Origin of the sequence: Ruminiclostridium cellobioparum DSM 1351 = ATCC 15832, from assembly GCF_000621505.1 — a bacterium.
Classification (GTDB): domain Bacteria; phylum Bacillota; class Clostridia; order Acetivibrionales; family DSM-1351; genus Ruminiclostridium; species Ruminiclostridium cellobioparum.
In genome coordinates, this window is the sequence record NZ_JHYD01000001.1 from 295,514 (window position 1) to 316,052 (window position 20,539).

17 protein-coding genes are annotated in these 20,539 nt (G+C 41.2%); 14 read left to right on the plus strand and 3 right to left on the minus strand.

Annotated features, from left to right (window positions below; genetic code table 11):
• Positions 1-3: 3 nt before the first annotated feature.
• The 9 genes from purH to T344_RS0101375 all read left to right on the plus strand — a co-directional run bounded on the left by purH (position 4) and on the right by T344_RS0101375 (position 9,081).
• Positions 4-1,548: a bifunctional phosphoribosylaminoimidazolecarboxamide formyltransferase/IMP cyclohydrolase gene (gene purH / locus T344_RS0101335; protein ID WP_027627229.1), complete on the plus strand. Its 1,545-nt coding sequence runs from the start codon at positions 4-6 to the stop codon at positions 1,546-1,548.
• A gap of 54 nt (positions 1,549-1,602) precedes the next feature.
• The gene (gene purD, locus T344_RS0101340; RefSeq protein WP_027627230.1) at positions 1,603-2,862 is read left to right on the plus strand and encodes a phosphoribosylamine--glycine ligase; all 1,260 of its coding nucleotides are present in this window, start codon (positions 1,603-1,605) and stop codon (positions 2,860-2,862) included.
• A gap of 207 nt (positions 2,863-3,069) precedes the next feature.
• On the plus strand, positions 3,070-3,627 hold the full coding sequence (locus T344_RS0101345; RefSeq protein ID WP_027627231.1) for a CBO0543 family protein: 558 nt from the start codon (positions 3,070-3,072) through the stop codon (positions 3,625-3,627).
• A 225-nt stretch (positions 3,628-3,852) separates the two neighbouring features.
• Positions 3,853-4,458: a nicotinate-nucleotide adenylyltransferase gene (nadD, locus tag T344_RS0101350; RefSeq protein WP_479692227.1), complete on the plus strand. Its 606-nt coding sequence runs from the start codon at positions 3,853-3,855 to the stop codon at positions 4,456-4,458.
• A gap of 64 nt (positions 4,459-4,522) precedes the next feature.
• Positions 4,523-5,104 carry a bis(5'-nucleosyl)-tetraphosphatase (symmetrical) YqeK gene (gene yqeK / locus T344_RS0101355; RefSeq protein WP_027627233.1) on the plus strand — a complete coding sequence of 194 codons (582 nt, stop codon included), beginning with the start codon at positions 4,523-4,525 and terminating at the stop codon, positions 5,102-5,104.
• A 25-nt stretch (positions 5,105-5,129) separates the two neighbouring features.
• Positions 5,130-5,657, plus strand: coding sequence for a LytR C-terminal domain-containing protein (locus T344_RS0101360; protein WP_242842007.1), 528 nt, complete (start codon positions 5,130-5,132; stop codon positions 5,655-5,657).
• A gap of 50 nt (positions 5,658-5,707) precedes the next feature.
• Positions 5,708-6,049 carry a ribosome silencing factor gene (gene rsfS / locus T344_RS0101365; protein ID WP_027627235.1) on the plus strand — a complete coding sequence of 114 codons (342 nt, stop codon included), beginning with the start codon at positions 5,708-5,710 and terminating at the stop codon, positions 6,047-6,049.
• Positions 6,050-6,051: 2 nt separating this feature from the next.
• Positions 6,052-7,410 carry an MATE family efflux transporter gene (locus tag T344_RS0101370; protein WP_027627236.1) on the plus strand — a complete coding sequence of 453 codons (1,359 nt, stop codon included), beginning with the start codon at positions 6,052-6,054 and terminating at the stop codon, positions 7,408-7,410.
• Between the two features lie 54 nt (positions 7,411-7,464).
• Positions 7,465-9,081, plus strand: coding sequence for an ABC-F family ATP-binding cassette domain-containing protein (locus T344_RS0101375; RefSeq protein WP_027627237.1), 1,617 nt, complete (start codon positions 7,465-7,467; stop codon positions 9,079-9,081).
• A 130-nt stretch (positions 9,082-9,211) separates the two neighbouring features.
• On the opposite strand, the gene T344_RS0101380 is transcribed toward T344_RS0101375, so the two are convergent.
• Together T344_RS0101380 and T344_RS0101385 are read right to left on the minus strand one after the other, a co-directional pair.
• Entirely contained in the window at positions 9,212-10,930 is a 1,719-nt protein-coding gene (locus T344_RS0101380; protein ID WP_027627238.1) for an AMP-binding protein, read from the minus strand.
• A gap of 194 nt (positions 10,931-11,124) precedes the next feature.
• On the minus strand, positions 11,125-12,453 hold the full coding sequence (locus tag T344_RS0101385) for a D-alanyl-D-alanine carboxypeptidase family protein (protein WP_027627239.1): 1,329 nt from the start codon (positions 12,451-12,453) through the stop codon (positions 11,125-11,127).
• Positions 12,454-12,783: 330 nt separating this feature from the next.
• Here T344_RS0101385 and T344_RS0101390 point away from each other — a divergent pair, with 330 nt between their 5' ends.
• The 3 genes from T344_RS0101390 to thrS all read left to right on the plus strand — a co-directional run bounded on the left by T344_RS0101390 (position 12,784) and on the right by thrS (position 17,198).
• Positions 12,784-13,551: a ComEA family DNA-binding protein gene (locus tag T344_RS0101390; RefSeq protein ID WP_027627240.1), complete on the plus strand. Its 768-nt coding sequence runs from the start codon at positions 12,784-12,786 to the stop codon at positions 13,549-13,551.
• A gap of 577 nt (positions 13,552-14,128) precedes the next feature.
• Positions 14,129-14,896, plus strand: coding sequence for a fumarylacetoacetate hydrolase family protein (locus T344_RS0101400; RefSeq protein WP_027627241.1), 768 nt, complete (start codon positions 14,129-14,131; stop codon positions 14,894-14,896).
• Between the two features lie 364 nt (positions 14,897-15,260).
• Positions 15,261-17,198, plus strand: coding sequence for a threonine--tRNA ligase (thrS, locus tag T344_RS0101410; protein WP_027627243.1), 1,938 nt, complete (start codon positions 15,261-15,263; stop codon positions 17,196-17,198).
• A gap of 99 nt (positions 17,199-17,297) precedes the next feature.
• Here thrS and T344_RS0101415 read toward each other — a convergent pair whose 3' ends face one another.
• A complete protein-coding gene (locus tag T344_RS0101415) occupies positions 17,298-17,717 on the minus strand; it encodes a hypothetical protein (protein ID WP_027627244.1) in 420 nt (139 codons plus the stop codon).
• Positions 17,718-18,053: 336 nt separating this feature from the next.
• On the opposite strand from T344_RS0101415, the gene T344_RS0101420 reads away from it, so the two are divergent.
• On the plus strand, positions 18,054-19,007 hold the full coding sequence (locus T344_RS0101420) for a glycosyltransferase family 2 protein (protein ID WP_004629834.1): 954 nt from the start codon (positions 18,054-18,056) through the stop codon (positions 19,005-19,007).
• Between the two features lie 28 nt (positions 19,008-19,035).
• Positions 19,036-20,469: a glycosyltransferase family protein gene (locus T344_RS0101425; protein ID WP_027627245.1), complete on the plus strand. Its 1,434-nt coding sequence runs from the start codon at positions 19,036-19,038 to the stop codon at positions 20,467-20,469.
• Positions 20,470-20,539 lie beyond the last annotated feature (70 nt).

Sequence of the window (20,539 nt, forward strand, 5' to 3'; positions counted from 1 at the left end):
ATAATGATTAAACGTGCACTAATCAGTGTCTCGGACAAGACAGGCATAGTTGATTTTGCAAAAAAGCTGGCTGCAAAAGGCGTGGAGATAATCTCTACCGGAGGTACGGCCAAAACATTGTCTGACGCAGGCTTAAAGGTTATAAATATCTCTGATGTCACAGGTTTTCCCGAGTGTCTGGATGGAAGGGTCAAAACACTTCATCCCAAGGTTCACGCCGGACTGCTTGCCATCAGAAGCAATGAAGAACATATGAAACAGATCAGGGACTTGGGCGTTGAAACCATTGATATTGTTGTTATAAATCTCTATCCGTTCAAACAGACCATATTAAAGGGAAACGTGGAGCTTGAAGAAGCCATCGAAAATATTGATATCGGCGGACCTACCATGTTAAGAGCTGCCGCAAAGAACTATCAGGACGTGGCAGTTGTCGTCGATCCTGCAGACTATGAAAAAGTACTTTCGGAATTCAATGAAACTGGTGATGTATGTGTGAAAACAAAATTCAGACTTGCATACAAGGTTTTTGAACATACAAGCCACTACGACACACTTATAGCCAAATATCTCAGAGATACCCTCGGTGACATTGACTTCCCGGAAACCCTTTCACTTACCTTTGAAAAGGTCCTGGATATGCGCTATGGTGAGAATCCCCATCAGAAGGCTGTTTTCTATAAGGAAGTGGGAGCCAACAGAGGGGTTCTGCCCAGTGCTGTTCAGCTTCACGGAAAAGAATTGTCCTACAATAATATAAATGATACAAACGGTGCAATCGAACTTGTTAAGGAATTTGACGAGCCTACGGTTGTTGCCGTCAAGCATACCAATCCATGCGGGGTGGGCAGCGCAGCAACAATATATGAGGCATACCTGAGAGCCTATGAATCCGATCCCGTATCCATTTTTGGCGGGATCATCGCTGCCAACAGGGAAATAGATGCAAAAACAGCTGAAGAGATCAATAAGATTTTCGTTGAAATAGTTGTCGCACCATCCTTTACTGATGAGGCTTTTGCAATCCTTTCACAGAAGAAGAACATCAGATTGCTCAAGCTTGAGGGAATCTCGGAAAAAGTTCCTGCAGACACGCTTGATATGAAAAAGGTATGCGGCGGTCTTCTGGTTCAGAAGTATAACAGCCAGCTATTTAATGAAGAGGAGCTGAAGGTTGTCACAGATGTTGAACCTACCAGTGAACAGCTGGAAGATCTGGTGTTTGCCATGAAGGTGGTCAAGCACACAAAATCCAACGGTATAGCACTTGCAAAGGGGAAGATGACAATCGGTGTGGGCCCCGGGCAGACAAACAGAATAGTTCCTACCAGAGTCGCAATTGAATATGCCGGCGAAAGATCAAAGGGTGCTGTTATGGCCTCGGATGCCTTCTTCCCCTTTGAAGATTGTGTTGAAGCAGCTGCGGCGGCGGGGATCAAGGCAATAATACAGCCCGGCGGTTCATTGAATGACCAGAAATCAATTGATGCCTGCAACAAGCACGGCATAGCAATGGTATTCACAGGAATGAGACATTTCAAACACTAATGGTCAATAACATCTAAGATGTTACAAACCACTAAGAAAATCAGGGGGGTTCAAATGAAGGTTTTGGTAGTTGGCGGGGGTGGAAGAGAGCATGCAATAATATGGAAGCTTTCTCAAAGCCCGAAGATAAGTGAATTGTTCTGTGCTCCCGGAAATGGCGGTATCTCCAAACTTGCTTCCTGTGTTCCCATTAAAGCCTCGGATATCGGGGGGATAGTTAATTTCTCCAGAGAGAATAAAATGGATCTTGTTGTGGTGGCACCCGATGATCCTCTGGTGGCAGGGATGGTAGACGCACTTGAGGCTGCAGGCATCAGAGCCTTTGGCCCGGTCAGGGCGGCAGCCATTATAGAAGGCAGCAAATCCTTTTCAAAGGATCTGATGAAAAAATACAATATACCCACTGCGGGCTATGCGGTTTTTGAGAGCAGTGCCGAGGCGCTGAAGTACCTTGATACCTGCAGCGCACCCATTGTTGTCAAAGCCGACGGCCTGGCACTGGGAAAAGGTGTTATTATAGCCCGGTCCATAGAAGAAGCCAAAGCTGCCGTGAATAACATCATGAATGACAGGGTGTTCGGAGAAGCGGGAAACAAGGTTGTCATAGAGGAATTCATCGAAGGCCCCGAAGTGTCCATACTGGCCTTCACAGACGGAAAGACGGTAGTGCCCATGGTTTCCTCACAGGACCACAAGCGCGCATATGACCATGATATGGGGCCGAATACAGGCGGCATGGGAACCTTCTCTCCCAGCAAGCTGTACGACAGCAAGCTGGCAGACCAATGCATGAAGGAAATATTCATACCCACCGTTGAGGCAATGAACAGGGAAGGCCGCAAATTCAAGGGGATACTGTACTTTGGTCTCATGCTTACCAGGGAAGGGCCAAAAGTACTTGAGTACAACGCCCGTTTCGGGGACCCTGAGACACAGGTAGTGCTTCCGAGACTTAAAACCGACCTGCTGGACATATTTAATGCCATAATGGAGGAGAAGCTTGCCGATATAAAAATCGAATGGAGCGACAATGCCGCAGTATGCGTTATAGCAGCTTCGGGCGGATACCCCGGAAAGTATGCCGCCGGTCTTGAAATAAACGGTTTGGAAGAGGCAGAAGCAGATGAAACCATAACTATCTTCCATGCGGGTACAAACTGTGAGGACGGCAGGTTTTATACTGCCGGAGGAAGAGTTCTGGGTGTCACGGCAGTGGAAGGCAACATGGAAAAGGCCATCAGCAAAGCCTATGCAGGGATCGGGAAAATCAGCTTTGAAGGTATGCACTACCGTAAGGATATCGGAAGAAAATAAATTCGGAACACTTATTCCCGAAGCCTTTAAAGGGATTATTATTTAAGCAGGCTATATTTTAAACAGACTCAAATGTTAACAGTGCCGTATCAAAACAGGAAAACTTAAACCTGATCTGATACGGCATTTTTATTCCAATTAAGGAGTATGCATTTATTCCATTTATACAATAATATTACCGACTACACATAACGGAAGGTATAAAAAATGAATGAATCGCAGACTTTTCAGCAGGTCATAGACACTCAGAACAAGTCCATCCTTTTACAATTTGAGCATTGGTGCAGATTTGAATTATTCTCATTTCAGTTCTGGCTGTTGCTGGCCATGCTGATAATACCATGGATAATCTGGGTAAGACTTGCAGATAAAAAAAGACTTGCAGAGATATTTATATACGGGCTGCTTGTGATGACGGTGGTCACATTTCTTGACGAATTCGGATGTCAGCTCAATTTATGGGAATACTATATTGATATAGAACCATATTTTCCAAGACTCATACCTATGAACTTTTCAATGCTGCCGGTATGGTACATGCTGGTTTATCAGTATGCTTGCCGCTGGAAATCATTTTTGCTGGCCAATTTTTTTTCAGCAGCGTTCTTTACTTTTGTCGGCGAGCCAATGCTTGTCGCTTTAAAAATATATGTTTTATTCACCTGGAAGCATATATATTCATTCCCGATTTATATAATTATTGCGGTTTTATTAAAGGCGCTGACGATGCTCGTTATGAAAAAGTACCGGCAAGCTCAGGAATAACAGGCCATTTCGTATAGGTACATCTTAAAATTTCTATTATTTAACACCGTGTTTTTGTATTTTTTAATAAATAGTTAATATTTTTATGCTATAATATCACTTGTATTATAATAATCAGCAGTCTGTGATATCTAAAACGTTATCGTCCGTTGGGGGAATTTGGATATTACGGATTACCGGATACCGGCATTTATAAAAAGGAATTTCCAGATGGGAGATACACGCTTGAAAATTGGCATTTGCGGAGGAACTTTTGATCCGATTCATACAGGGCATCTTGCCGTTGCAGAATTGGTAAGATGTGAATATGGGCTTGACAGGGTATTATTTATTCCATCAGGTATGCCCCCGCATAAAAGTTTGGAAGATGTCACGGCTCCTGTGCACAGATTAAACATGGTCAAATGTGCTGTCGGTTCAAATTCAAGCTTTGAAGCTGTGGCAATGGAAACAGAAAGGTCAGGCTATACCTATACTGTCGATACATTAAGAGAATTACACCGGCTTTACCCTGAGGGAACAGAATTTAACTATATAATCGGTGCAGATGTGCTATTGGATCTGTTGACCTGGAGAAATGCCCGGGAGGTTTTCAAACTGACTGATTTTATTGCCGTCATGAGGCCGGGCTTTTCGGATGAAGCCTTCAACAAGCGCTTAGCTGAATTGAAGAGAGAGTATGAAATAAATATAAGAAGCTTTGAAATTCCGCTTCTTGACATATCCTCAACCTTTATCAGAGACAGGATCAAGGCTGGAAAGTCGGTTAAATACCTCGTCAAAGAAGAGGTTGAAGAGTATATTATTAAAAACAAACTATATCAGCAGTAAAATTATTTACTGATATTTTTGAAGGTAAGTAAACGCAATTGAATTATAAAAAAGGAAAATGACTATGAAGCTGGACCAAATGGATCTCTTGTTAAAACAAGCCTTGAAGCCGGGAAGATATATTCATTCGGTCAATACCATGAAGGCAGCTGTTTCGCTGGCCGAACATTATGGTGAAGACGTGGAAGCGGCAGCCGTAGCAGGCCTCCTGCACGATTGTGCAAAAAACTTGAGAGATGATGAAACACTCGAATATTGCAGGACTCATGGAATAGAACTAAGTGAGCTTGAAAAGCGGCAGGTGTTTTTAATGCACGGTGAAGTGGGTGCGATATTAGCCTGTGAAAAGTATGAAGTCAATGACGAAATTGTATTGAACGCCATCAGATATCACACTACGGGATATCCCGATATGAATATGATGGATAAAATTATTTTTCTTGCAGATTACATAGAGCCTGGAAGAACACACAGTGAGGTCGACAATGTGAGAAAGCTGGCCTATGAAGATATAAACAGGGCTTTGATCAGTTCTTTTGACAATATAATAAAATATGTCATTCACCAAAGGGGATTGATCCATCCCAATACTATTAAAGCCAGGAACAGTATTTTAATGATGATTTCTGATAATAATCAGAATTAGAATTTAAGGGGTTAATTATTGAATTATGAGTAATATGAGTAAATTTATAAAGATTGCATTTTATACAATTGGAACTTTTTTATTGTTATTTTCATCAATTATAGTAGGTGCTAATTTTACCAGGGATTCCGGGGTATTTGACAAGGAAGTTGTAGAGGTAAAAAAACAGCCGCAAAAAGAACAAGCGTCGGAAAGCAGCACTCCCAAAAAAATAATCGTTGACAGTGAGCCCACGAAAAAAAGTGAACCGTCAAAGGATACTGTGGCTCAATCCACGGTTGACAATAAGAAACTGATTATAGAAGTGTTAAACTGCACCGACAAAAACGGACTGGCCGAAGATACAAGAGGTATGCTGGAAGCTCAGGGCTATAAAGTAAGTGCAGGCACAAATGCGGAAAAACAGGGCACATCACAGATTATAATCAGAAAAAAAGGTGTAATACCGGACGTTATTAAGGATGTACTGAAGATTTCGGTGGTTAAAGAGGAATTACAGCCGGATTCCAGGTATGATGTGACAATTATTTTAGGAAGTGATTTTAATCCGTAATAAAATTAATTTTTTCATTAAAAATTTAGCTTAGGACGAGGTGCAAACATTTGGATTCTAAAAGATTGGTAGAGAAAATCGTATCATTTATGGAAGAAAAAAAAGCAAGAGATATAAGTATAATCGATATTGAAAACATTACTGAAATTGCCGACTATTTCGTCATTTGCAGCGGAACCTCCACAACCCATATAAAAGCAATAGCTGACGAATTGGACTTCAAGCTGGGCGAAATGGGGCTTCATGCACATCACAAGGAAGGCTATGAAACAGCAAGGTGGATACTGCTGGATTACTCCGATGTTGTAATCCATGTTTTCCATCAGGAGGACAGAGGCTTTTACAATTTAGAGAGGCTTTGGTCAGATGGAGTATTGACTAATATAAGATAAAAATGGTTGTAGATGAGAATAATATTAGAGGAAGTATTTTTAAAGTAGCTGTTCCAGCTGTTGTGGAACAGCTATTGATTATGATTGTAGGGGTTGTTTCACTGGCTTTTGTAGGGCACTTAAGCAATCAGGCAGTTGCGGCGGTAGGCTTTATAAATTCCCTGTTCGGTTTTATTCAGGTGTTTTTTGTAGCCCTGTCCACCGGATGCACGGTTATTATTGCCCGGCTGATAGGGGAAGGTGATACTGAAAACGCAAAAATGGCAATAAAGGAATGTGTCCTTATCGGCTTTGCGGTGTCTTCAGTGATGGCCATCCTGCTGATCATTTTTGCGGAACCGGTAATTTCGGTATTCTTCAGCGGTGCCGAAAGATCGGTGGTTGAGATGGCTGCCGGCTACTTTAAGATAACCTTGATAACACTGCCTTTAATGTTTTCCAATATAATAATCAGCGGTTCACTGAGAGGGGCAGGCGACACAAAAACGCCCATGCTCATTGCAAATGTGGTAAATATATTGAACATTGTTCTAAGTTATGTTTTAATATATGGGGTTAGTATTGGTAATTTGACAATTGAAAAAAAAGGTATCACAGGTGCGGCAATTGCTGTATGCGTATCAAGAGGTGTGGGCGGGCTGCTTAGTCTGCTTGTAGTTCTGAGCAAATCCGTTGCATTGTCCTTCAGCCTGAAAGGAAAGCTGACTTTTGATTTTCAGCTGCTTAAGAGAATTCTTCATGTGGGGATACCGGCTTCAATGGAACAGCTTATTATGCAGGGCGGATTTCTTATACTGCAGGTCGTAATATCACGGATGGGTACTGAAGCATCAACTGTCTATCAGATAGTAATGTCCATTAATTCCATGTGTTTTGTTCCAATATTCGGTTTCGGCCTGGCAGCAACGACTATTGTCGGTCAAAGCCTGGGGGCCAGGCGGATAGATCTTGCAAAAAAAGCCGGTTGGAAAACCATTAAGATATGCCTGATGATCACTGTTGTAATTTCAAGTCTTCTGTTTATCTTTGCCGGAAGTTTGATCAGAATATATACAAATGATCCTGGAATAATTTCCATCGGAACAGCGGCTATAAGGATTTTCAGCTTTTCACAGCCCTTTGTATCTATTGTAACAGTGGTATCCAATGCATTAAGAGGTGCAGGGGACATAATATATGTCATGATCACAAGCTTTGTGGGCATATGGTGTTTCAGGGTATTTGTAACTTTTATTCTGGGATTGCTGTTTAACACCGGAATAACTGCTGCATGGATAGCCTTGGTTCTGGATTTTTCCATCAGGTCGGCAATGTATCTGGTAAGATTTAAAAAAGGTAAATGGGCAAATATTACAATTTAAATATAACAAATGGAGGTGAATAGCGGAAGAAATTATTCCGCTGTAAAAAGAAAAATGATTAGTGCAAACGGTATTTCCCTGAGATACGGGGGACGGGCTTTATTTGAAAACGTTAATATCAAATTTACAAAGGGTAATTGCTATGGTTTGATCGGGGCCAACGGATCGGGAAAATCAACCTTTTTAAAGATTCTTTCGGGTGAAATAGAGCCCAGTAAGGGAGATGTATCCATTACACCCGGTGAAAGGCTTGCAGTACTTAAGCAGAACCACTATGAATATGATGAATTCGAGGTTCTGAAGACTGTGATCATGGGTCATAAAAGACTCATTGAAATAATGGAGGAAAAAGAAAAGTTATATGCAAAATCCGAATTCACTGAGGAAGAGGGAATCCGCCTCTCTGAACTGGAAGCTGAATTTGCAGAATTAAACGGGTGGGAGGCCGAATCAGATGCGGCTATTCTGCTAAACGGCCTGAATATAGGTGAAGAGTATCACTACAAGCTGATGAAAGACCTTGACGGTACCGAAAAGATAAGGGTTCTGCTGGCCCAGGCACTTTTCGGAAACCCTGACATACTGCTCATGGACGAACCGACCAACCACCTTGATGTGGCTTCAATAACCTGGCTGGAAAACTTCCTTGCAAACTTTGAAAACACAGTAATCGTTGTTTCCCATGACAGACACTTTTTGAACCAGGTTTGTACCCAGATTGCGGATATCGATTTCGGTAAAATACAATTATATTTCGGAAACTATGACTTCTGGTATCAGTCAAGTCAATTGGCCCTGCAGCAGGCAAAGGATGCAAATAAGAAAACCGAGGCAAGGATGAAGGAACTGCAGGAATTTATACAGAGGTTTAGTGCCAATGCTTCCAAATCAAAGCAGGCCACTTCACGTAAAAAACTTCTGGATAAGCTGACTTTGGAAGACATAAAGCCATCTTCCAGAAAATATCCTTTTGTGGATTTCAAGCCTGAAAGAGAAGCCGGCAACGACCTTCTTATGATAAGCGGCATATCAAAGGAAATTGAGGGCGAGCAGCTTTTAAAGGATGTAAATATCATAGTAAACAAGGGTGATAAAATAGCTTTTGTGGGAACTTACGGAAACGCAAAAACTGCGCTGTTTAAAATCCTTATGGGTGAGATGGAAGCCGACAGCGGGGATTTTAAATGGGGAATAACAACCTCGCAGGCCTATTTCCCCGGAGATAACTCGGAATACTTTGACGGAGTTGATCTGAGCCTTGTGGACTGGCTGAGACAGTATTCCAAGGATCAGACCGAAACCTTCCTGAGAGGCTGGCTTGGAAGAATGCTGTTCTCGGGCGAGGAGGCATTAAAAAAGGCTTCGGTACTGTCCGGAGGAGAAAAGGTCCGCTGTATGCTGGCAAAAATGATGCTTTCAGGAGCAAATGTCCTTTTATTCGATGAGCCTACAAACCACCTTGACCTGGAATCCATCACTGCACTGAACAATGGCCTTATCAACTACAAGGGAACAATAATGTTTACCTCCCATGACCATGAATTTGTGCAGACCATAGCAAACAGAATTATTGAAATAACTCCAAAGGGAATCATCGACAGACAGATGACCTATGACGAGTACCTTGAAAATGAGGATATTCAAGCTCTCAGAAAAGAAATGTGGTCATAGGAAACTCTTTAGTACAATAAAACTATCCGCATAACAGAAGGGTACGGAACATTGCTTCCGTACCCTTAATTTTAAATATCTGTTCTCATATTGGTTTAATTTATCATATATCTGTAAAATATCTGTAAAACTAGCCTATGTTTTCAACATATCTCTTGATTTTTTTAGTAGTGGTTTTGGCAAACTCTTCCTCACGGATGGTGAAGTCCTTGATTCGTTTGTACATAGGCATTTGCTTGTTTATTTCCTTTATTTCGGATTGAATAAGCTTGTATACCTCATCATTGGAAATAATATTCAGGCGGAGTTTTTCTTTAATTTCATCAATATCCACTACAACCTGTGCATTTACCTCAGTCTCGCCCGACTCTTCATCAAAACGGCCCCATACAAGGCTTTCCTTAACATACGGACACTTTGCAAGGTATGCTTCAACCTCTTCAGGGAATATGTTTTTACCGTTTTTAGTTACAATCACATTTTTCTTTCTTCCGGTTATATAAATATATCCTTCTTCATCAATATAGCCCAGGTCACCTGTATACAGGCGGCCGTTTTTCAGCACCTTGCTTGTAGCTGCCGGATTTTCGTAATAGCCCAGCATTACATTATCCCCGGTCACTACGAATTCTCCTATGCCATCTTCGCCTATATCTTCAACCTCGATATCTATTCCGGCAAGCGCCTTCCCGGCAGAGTCATGTCTGAAGCCGCGGTCGTTGTTAACCGATACGATAGGGGCACATTCTGTGAGTCCATAACCTTGAACGATCCTTACTCCCATTGCGCATAAATCATTTGACACATCGGGGTTTATGGCGGCAGCTCCTGAAATGACAAGCCTGACTCTTCCTCCGAATATATTATGAACCTGCTTGAATATTTTCTTCCGTATGTCAATTTTCAGGAAATAGTAAAGGAAATTACTTATTTCCAGGGCAACATTCAACTTTATTTTGCTCAACATATTCTTTGAGGCCTGTTTTATTATCTTCTTATGCATATTTTCCAGAATCAGCGGCACCAGCATCAAAATTGTCGGCCTGGTTTCCTGCAGGTTCTGTACGATATACTTCAAGCCTTCATTAAAAGAGAAGCAGCAGCCATTGTACATCATTACAAGGAAATTGGCGGTACATTCATAAGTGTGGTGGAGCGGCAGTATGGAAAGTCCGCTGTCGGTTTCATCCAGATACAGCATGGAACATACCGATATGACGTCGGAAACTATGTTCTTGCTGGAAAGCATAACACCCTTTGCCAGATCTGTGGTTCCTGAAGTGAAAATCAAAGCCGCCATTTTGTTTTCGTCTATTTCGGCGTCCAGATAGCGCCTGTCACCATTTGCCAGCAGTGATTCACCTTTTTCAATCAATTTTGGGAGTGAAAGAAATTTGTTATCGTCATCCGCATCCAGGTCCATATCAATAAAATACTTAATATCCGAGGTTCTGGAAAGCTTCAGCATGTCACTTCTGTGTTTTGAAGAAAATACAATGGCGTCCACGCCTGCTCTTGAAGTAAGGTTCTCAACTTCATTGTAGGGAAGCTCCCTGTCTAACGGAACAACCACACCGACCCCTCCGGTCACCGTTAAGTAGGTTGTACACCACTCGGCCCGGTTTTGAGATAATATAGCTATTTTTTTGTCCTTTAAACCCATATCAATTAGAGCAGTTCCCAAAGCATCAATATCATTTTTCAGTTCCTTATATGTTTTTGCGTAATATTCTCCATTTTTGCCTTTGATTAAAAATGCATTTCTTGATCCGAATAAATTTGTACTCTGAACCATCATATCTTTTAGATCTTTGACTTTTCTGAGTTGGTAAATCGGTTCGGCTCTCATTGATTACACCTCTCTTAATAAGCAATAAATGCTGTTATTTTAACTTCTAATCGTTTCCGATTGAACCATTCCAAGCTCCAGAACCCACATAACCAGTCATAATGGTTCATTCCATATATTACTATCAAACATATACTATAATATAAGTATATTGAAATTAAATCAATATATGAAGTAAATAAAAATCAAATAAATTACCATTTATGTCTTTCTTTTATCTTATAAATCCTTCTTCTGGATATTTTTCTTAATATCTTTCTTAAAATAAAAAAGCATATTACAACGGCCAAGGCTATTGATCCAAATTTGAACCAGGGAGAAGAAGTAAATTTATTTACATAAGCTTTAATCTTTGCGTTCATGCTCTGATCGATTGTTCTGGAGGAAACAATATCAACCTTGCCTATGTTTACTCCATCAAGTGTATATGCTATATTTCCCAGAACGGTACCCTTTGTGACCGGAGCTTTTAAATTCTCCTTTATGGTCACTTTTTCATCAATCTTCCAGAGCTTTTTGTCATTGGGTAAAATTGCCTCTACCTTGCCGTTGGTCACCAGATCCAGCTGGCCGTCATCTGCCGCATCCTTTACGACAACTTTTTTTATTATTTCATTTCTGTCAATTATCAGCTGGTTTGAGTAATTTTCGTACCCTGCCCGAAGCAGGGTTTCAGTAAAATCAAAAACTGTCCTGCCGGGTTTGTTGTTTACTCCCAGTATGACTGAAATAAGCTCCAGGCCATCCTTGTTTACTGCCGATGCAATGAAGTTGGCACCTGCACGCACGGTTGAACCGGTCTTTAAACCTGTTACGGTAAACTGATTTCTGTCATCTCCCGTATCCGGACCGTAGTTGTATGACTGGCCCAGCATTTTGTTGGTGTTGCTCAACACATTCCATTTGTTATGCTTATTTGTAGGACTGAGCATGTCTAATTTCTTCCGGCCTATAATATCCCGGAAAGTTGGGAAGGTTAAGCATTCTTTTGCTATCAGAGCCAGATCTCTTGCAGTTGAATAGTGCTCCGCATCTTTTTCATATTCGTCTATACCGCAGGGGTTGGTGAAAGTAGAATTTCTTGCACCGGCCTCGGCAGCCATTTTATTCATTTCCTTCATAAACTCTTCTTTACCGGAGAAAAGATTTTCAGCTATAATATTCGCAGTTTCGTTTGCCGATGCAATTAACAATGCATGGAGCAAATCATCCAGCGTAAGTTGTTCACCAGGCATAATTCCTATATTCATTCCGCCGACTCCGATATCGGAAACGGCTTCCTTGCTTGCAGTCATAACCTGACTTAAATTACCTTTTTTCAGAGCGACAAGTGCAGTTGCTATTTTGGTTGTACTTGCGGGTCTCAGACGGGCGTCGGGGTTGTATTCATATAAAACACTTCCGGTCTTGGCGTCCATCAATATGTAGGCGGCTGCATCAATATCCAGATCTTTGCAAAAAGCGGGTGAGATTTGAAATGCAAGAATGATGGCAAGTATTAATGTAACTAGTGCTTTCTTCATATTTCCTCCTCAGTAAAATACATCTTATATAAGTATAAAACAAAAACCAAAAATATGAAACCTTTCGACAACATTTGTTATATATATAGTAATTTGACAGTAATTGTATTATAATGTTAATAGATCAATTCTTTTAATTCTTAAGCTGCTGAAATTCGTGCATACGGCAGTGTTTTCCAAGTTATTTCTAAAATTTCGCGTATCCAAAAAAACAACCTTTATTAGATTAATATGCGCTATTCTTCTGATTTGTGCCATTAAAATTGGGTTAAAGCAAGAAATCAATACTTAAAACCATGTCATTTTATTCAAAAGTATTAAGGAGGTATTATGGAAATATGCATATTTGGAAAGCAATACTTTATCAACAAGGTGTTGCTTTTAGCAGTCATTTTATTGATGGTTGCCGGCTCAGGCCTGCTGGGATACTTTTTAAAGCAGGTATATCAGCCGTTGAAGGAGCCGGTGGTAGAAAGAGCGCCAATAACTGCGGGGAGTGAAAAAAGCGGTATTGACCGGGAAAACAGGGAGGAGGAAACAGTCGAAAACATTAAGATTTATATTGTGGGCTGTGTAAATAAACCCGGCGTTGTGACGCTTGAGAAGGGCAATGTCATAGAAGATGCCATAAGGCTGGCAGGAGGAGCCACACAGGAGGCTGATCTGGATAATATAAATCTGGCTTACCGGCTGGAGGATAATACCATGCTGAGGATCAAGGGGAAGACAGCTGCCGTTGTTAAGAATACTGCTCAGCCTGAGAACAAGACAAAAACTGTCGCCCCTGCTTCAGACTCAAAAGCAAAGACACCGGATGTCCTGAACAGCGGTGTGGACATTATCAGTGACAGCCTGGGGGCAGTGATTTCGGATGAACAGGTGAAAGCCGGCGGAAACGGAAAAAACAATCTGGTAAACATAAATACGGCAACCCAGGCTGAACTTGAGGGATTGCCCAATGTTGGACCTGCCACTGCAAAGGCCATTATTGAATACAGAGAAAAAAACGGCGGATTTAAGAAGGTTACCGATTTGATGAAAATAACCGGAATAAAACAGAAAACCTTTGATAAAATAAAAGATCATATATGTATTTAGTACGATATCGTTTTAGATGCTGCAGAACGCTAAAATCCGGTGAAACAAAAACCGGCTTGTATAAGCAAGCCGGTTGTAAAATAATTTAAAGGAGGAAAATATAATTAAATTTTCACTATTTATTATAGTATTATAATGAAGTATTTCAAATGGCATTTATAAACGATTTTATTGGTCGAATAATGTAATATTATATACAATATTAACAATCACCTTGTTAATGATGGCAGTATCAGTACTGAAACCAGTATATATGCCAGCAGCAAAGAAATTAATGGCACCAAAATACCGAAAAGAATTATGCTGAATAGCTTTTTATGTCTAAATTTTTTAAATCTTTTGAATCGGGTGTTTCTCAACTTTGCCTCCCTAAATTACCTTGCAGGGTACTAAATTGCATCAACAAATATTATCTCCAAGAAATTAAGCGAGTAGTCAGCAGAAGGACATCATATACGGATTTTTTGTTGCAGCAGAAAATATGCTGTGCTATAATTGCTCTCAATAACACTCAAACAAGTAATCTGGTTTTAATTGGGCATGTGACTCTGCAAGCCGCGGAACGGGGGTAACTGATATGAAGTATTTAAGATTTTTAGCCGATGGAATGGAAAAGTACGGAATTTTAGACGGAAATGAGATTACCGAAGTACAGGGCAGTATTTTTGAAAATCCGGCAGTGACCGATAAAAAGTATAATTTGAGCCATGTCAGGCTTTTAGCACCCTGCAAACCTGGCAAGGTTGTAGCTGTCGGGCTGAATTATGCCGATCATGTCAAAGAGTTTTCCGGCCGGGATATACCTGAGAATCCTGTCATCTTCATAAAACTTCCTCATACCGTAATAGGGCCGGATGATTCAATTATATTGCCGGAGATATCCAACCGGGTTGATTACGAAGCAGAGTTTGCCGTAGTTATTAAAAAATACTGCAAAAATATTGAGCCTGAACAGGCCTCCGAATATATTCTGGGAGCAACCTGCCTGAACGATGTTACGGCAAGGGATATCCAGAAGTCGGATGGACAGTGGACCAGAGGAAAAAACTATGAGACCTTCTGCCCCATAGGGCCGTATATAGTTACTGATCTGGATTATACCAAACTGGATGTAAAGCTGATTTTGAACGGGCAGGTCAAGCAGCACGGGGATACTTCCATGCATATATTCAAGACCGATTATCTTATCAGTTTTATTTCAAAGGTCATTCCTCTTGAACCTGGAGACGTTGTTACAACAGGAACACCGGAAGGTGTAGGTCCCATGAAACCGGGAGATGTAGTGGAGGTGGAAATAGAGGGGATCGGCAGGCTGATAAATCATGTAAAACAGGCCGATTGCTGATACAGGCAATATCTGGCAAAGTGCTGCGGCCTATTGGAGTATTGACACATAAATTGTGTGAGAATATAATTAATTATATTGTTGTTATATTGACAAAGGCGTTGATGAGAAGAGTAAGTAAAAAATGGGGTTTCAGAGACCGGATACAACAGCTGAAAGTAACCGGACCTGCACTTTACCGAAAACCACCTCTGAGCCTGATCGGTGATTACGTTATAATCTGCACTATCAAAATTTTGATATGCAACGAGCTGCAAGTAGGGTGGAACCGCGAGATAACTCTCGTCCTTATATAGTCAATTTATGATTGACTTCAGGACGGGAGTTTTATTTTTATAATAAAATAGAGAAAAGGAGACAGCATATGATTAAAATAGCATTAAAAGATGGAAGTGTTCAGGAATACCAGGAGGGTATTACCATACTTCAAGTTGCCGAAAGTATCAGTGCAGGCCTGGCTAGAGCCGCACTTGCAGGTGAAGTGGACGGAAAGGTCAAGGATCTGAATTTCAAGCTGGAGAAGGATTGTTCCCTGAACCTGCTCACCTTCTCGGATGAAGGCGGAAGGCTTGCATACAGGCATACGGCCTCGCATGTACTTGCACAGGCTGTTAAAAGACTTTTCCCCAATGTAAAGCTGGCAATCGGTCCTGCAATAGATAACGGTTTTTACTATGACTTTGACGTTGAAAAGAACTTCTCACCCGAAGACCTTTCAAAGCTTGAAAAGGAAATGGAAAAAATAATAAAGGAAGATCTGCCCCTGGAAAGATATACTCTTCCAAGAGAAGAAGCAGTCAGATTCATGGAGGAGAAGGGCGAACCCTACAAGGTTGAGCTTATAAAGGACCTCCCCGAAGGAGAGGAAATTTCCTTCTACAAGCAGGGCGACTTTGTAGACCTGTGTGCCGGACCACACCTTGCTTCAACAGGAAAGCTCAAAGCTATCAGGCTTATGAGTGCCGCAGGTGCTTACTGGAGAGGAAATGAAAAAAACAAGATGCTCCAGAGGGTATATGGTACTGCTTTCCCAAAGAGGAGTGAACTGGATGAATACATTACCAGGCTGGAAGAAGCAAAGAAGCGTGATCACAACAAGCTGGGAAGAGAACTGGAATTGTTCACAACCGTGGAAGAAATCGGTCAGGGTCTGCCGCTGCTTATGCCTAAAGGTGCCAAGATCGTACAGACCCTGCAAAGATTTGTTGAGGACGAAGAGGAAAGAAGAGGCTATGTTCTTACAAAAACTCCTCTTATGGCCAAAAGTGACCTGTACAAACTATCAGGCCACTGGCAGCACTACAAGGACGGCATGTTCATACTGGGTGACGAGGAAAAGGACGATGAAGTAATGGCCCTCAGACCTATGACCTGTCCCTTCCAGTTTATGATATACAAATCAAAGCTCCACAGCTACCGTGATCTTCCAATCAGGTACGGCGAGACTTCGACTCTTTTCAGAAACGAGGCATCAGGTGAAATGCACGGCCTTATCCGTGTCCGCCAGTTTACAATTTCCGAGGGTCATCTGGTATGTACTCCTGAACAGCTGGAAGAGGAATTCAAGGGTGTTGTCGACCTTATCAAATATATGATGGAGACTTTGGGCATACAGGAGGACGTAACCTACAGGTTCTCCAAATGGGATCCCAACAACAAGGAAAAGTATATCGGAAGTGCGGAGGATTGGGAGGATGTTCAGGGCAAGATGAGAACCATTCTGGATCATCTGCAGATTGAATACAAGGAAGCTGAGGGTGAGGCTGCCTTCTATGGCCCCAAGCTGGATATCCAGTTCAGGAATGTACACGGAAAAGAAGATACAATAATAACCGTACAGGTTGATTTTGCACTTGGAGAACGCCTGGATATGGTTTATATTGATAAAAACAATGAAAAGAAGCACCCGTATGTTATTCACAGAACCTCAATCGGCTGCTATGAAAGAACTCTTGCGATGCTGATCGAAAAATACGCCGGTGCCTTCCCGACCTGGCTGTGTCCTGTACAGGCCAAAATACTTCCATTGGTTGAAAAGCATCACGACTTTGCTCAAAAGGTTGCGCAGATGTTGAAAGACAGAGGTGTAAGAGTTGAAGTTGACTACAGGAATGAAAAGATAGGTTACAAAATAAGGGAAGCCCAGATGGAAAAGATACCTTATATGCTGGTAATAGGCGATAAGGAAATGGAAAACGGTGCTGTGGCAGTCAGATCCAGAAAAGACGGAGACCTCGGAACATTGGCAGCCCAGGAATTTGTCGACAGGATCGTGGAGGAAATCAGAACCAGGGCTAAATAATAATATAAAAGCAGTTTTCTGAAATTTATATACGAAGCACGTGGTTTAGCTGGCAAACCGGCAGGAGACCGATTTGCCAGCAGCTTCTTTAAACTTTAATCAATTGAAAAAGGCAGCTACAACTTTTGTTAACAGATCCTTTTCAATCCTGTTAAGTGATTTGCTCTTTAACATACTTAATATTTCACTGTATTCCCTCTCAAAATCACTGCCGGCAACAGCTTCGGTTTTTATTAAATTTTTGCTGTCCCTGCTTTCCAGAGTTTCAGTGATATAAATCATTTCTCCTGACATATCAATGGTTACATTTTTGGTCAGGCAGCAATCCTGGCTGACTTCCCAGGTGGTGACACATTCAAAGACTCCTTTTCTTAATTCCGTTAAAGTAAGTATATTGAGTACTTCGTCAATACCTTTTTGTGAAATGGCACCCATGATCTCGGAAGAATTCTTATAAAAAGAAAATTCAATGTAATCTGCAGTTTCCTTTAAGTATGAGATTAGTTCAAGCAATTCCATAATATCACTCCCAATATAATTTATATAAAAAACCTGTTAATCTGTTATCGGCTAAATCTCCCCATAATCTTAGGATCAGATGAAATGAGTCCGGGCTGGAAGGAAAAAAGACAAATATGTATTAATACCGTCTAAAAATGTAAATAATCTCTATTGGGATACTCTGTGAGGATGCAGATTTCAAGAGGCCACAGATAATATATTCAGAAGAATTTATATTATTTGCGGCACATTATTTGCTATGTTATAATATTTTTTAGTGCTTTGTTGGCTTAATTTGGAATTTTATCATATATGAATATAAGCTAAGCTCTTTTGGAGCTTGTGGAGGATGGTATGGCAAACAAGCTGTTGTCGATTGTAGTACCTGTTTACAATGAGCAGGAAGTGATAGACGAAACCTACAGACGTCTATCGGAGGTTTTTAAAGATTACTTTATGGATGTGGAATATATATTCATTAATGATGGGAGCAAGGATGATACATACTTCAAGCTGAAGGAAATTGCCTCCGGAAATAAAGAAGTACGTGTTATTAATTTTGCCAGAAACTTCGGACATCAGATCGCAATTACTGCCGGTATGGACTACGCCAAAGGTGATGCCGTCGTCATAATAGATGCGGACCTGCAGGATCCTCCGGAAGTTATTCTTCAGATGGTGGACAAGTGGGAGGAAGGCTATGAAGTGGTATACGGAAAAAGACTTCAGAGAGCCGGGGAAACTTTCTTTAAAAAGTTCACTGCCAAGACCTTTTACAGGTTTCTTGACAGTATGACCGATGTAAAACTTCCTGTGGACGTGGGAGATTTCAGACTGATTGACAGAAAGGTCTGTGATGCCATGAAGTGCCTGCCTGAGAGGTCCAGGTATGTGAGAGGGCTTGTAAGCTGGGTAGGTTTTAAGCAGACCAGTGTTGAATATCAGAGGGAAAAGAGATTTGCCGGTGAAACCAAATACCCTTTGAAGAAAATGCTGAAGCTTGCAGGGGACGGGATTTTTTCATTTTCCTACAAGCCGTTGAAACTGGCTACTTTTGTGGGAATGCTGGTATCGGTATTTAGCTTTATATACCTTGTGGTCGTTCTTGTACAAAAATTTATAAAAAATGATGTTGTCTCGGGCTGGGCTTCCTCCATCGCGGTGACATTGTTTTTAAACGGTGTAATGCTGATAGTGATAGGTATTATGGGGGAATATGTGGGAAGAATATATGAAGAGGTAAAAGCAAGGCCGCTGTATATTGTCGGTGAATTAATGGGTTTTGATGGGGATAATAAGAATAAATGAAGATGACGTTAAAAAGCAGAGGTAATTGATGGAGCCCAGACCCGCATCCGTATTAAGCAAGCTTATAATTCTTATAACGGCTATATTTGTGACATATATAATAATTCTCAATTTGTGGTTTTCAGTATATACAAATTCCATTTTGTATGCGCTGATCACAATTCCGGTTTTTGCTGCTGTTTTGTTTTTATCATTAAAAATGAATATTTTACCTGCCAGTTTCGCCATTATGGTTTTTATAATGGCGTTTTTATTTAAGGGAACCCTGGCCTTTTTTGCAGATACCAGACCTGTCTCGGATTTTAGCTTATTCTATAAATATGCTGTAGACCTGATACAGGGGAAAAAGGCGTTGGAGCAATATCTGTATTTTAAGACCTGGGCCTATCAGACCGGACCTGTGATATATTACGCAGGGATTATGAAGCTTTTTGGAACAGGACTCCTGCCGTTGAAACTGGTGAACTGCTTTTTCATGGCAGGTTCGAATATGCTGGTATATCTCATAGCGAGAAAGGTGTCCAATGATTTTACCGCCAGATTTGTTTCGCTTTTGTATTTGATTTATCCCGCACCTTATTTTCTGGCTGCTGTTCTGACAAATCAGCACTTTGCAGCCTGCATGTTTTTAGCGGGGATTTATCTGTTGCTTCTGGAACATAAAAATATCCTTGCCAGAGGAATTGCGGCAGCTGTTTTCATTGCGGCCGGCAATGCGGTCAGGCCCCTGGGGCCGGTCATCATCACAGCCGTTGCCGTGTGGTGTATCGTAGAGGCGCTGAACCACAAAAGCGTGGCAAAAATTCTTTTGTCTGCTGTTCTTGTGGCGGTTTATCTGACTGCCAATCTTGGACTGTCGGCAGCTGTAAAAAGTACCGGAATTAATGCCGAAGGCCTGAACAACAACTTTCCGCTCTGGAAGTTCGTTGCCGGTTTGAATCAGCAGTCGAAGGGGCAGTTTTCCTATGATGACCAAAATAAAATATATATGATAGAGGATTTTTCAAAGAGGAATGAAGTGGCTCTAAAGACCATAAAGGAGAGAGTTTCGGTTGAACCCCATAAATTGCTGGAGTTTTTCGGTACAAAGGTTCTTGTAATGTGGGCTGAATTTGATACTCTTGCATGGGAATTTTATGAAGATGACAACGGAACACTCAAGGCACCGGCGCGGATAGAAAAGATAGAACCGGTTGCTGTAAGGGTTGAAAAGATGTTTTATATACCGGTGTTTTTGCTGCTGCTCACGGGATTGATCAAAGCGCTGGCCGGCCGGGATATCCCTTCCGGAATAAAGCTGCTTTCAATAATCCTGCTGTGTTACTTCGGAGTGCATTTGTTTATAGAGATTCAGGTCAGGTACAGATATTTTGCGGTATTGATTGTGTTTATACTGGCTGCTGCCGGCAGTGAGGTTCTGTTCACACCGTTTAAAAAATATAAAAAAAGCAGTATGCTTTGACGGATAAAATGATAAAAAACAGCATTGTGTTTAATTATTAATTATGAAATAATATGTAGTAGCCGGCGGC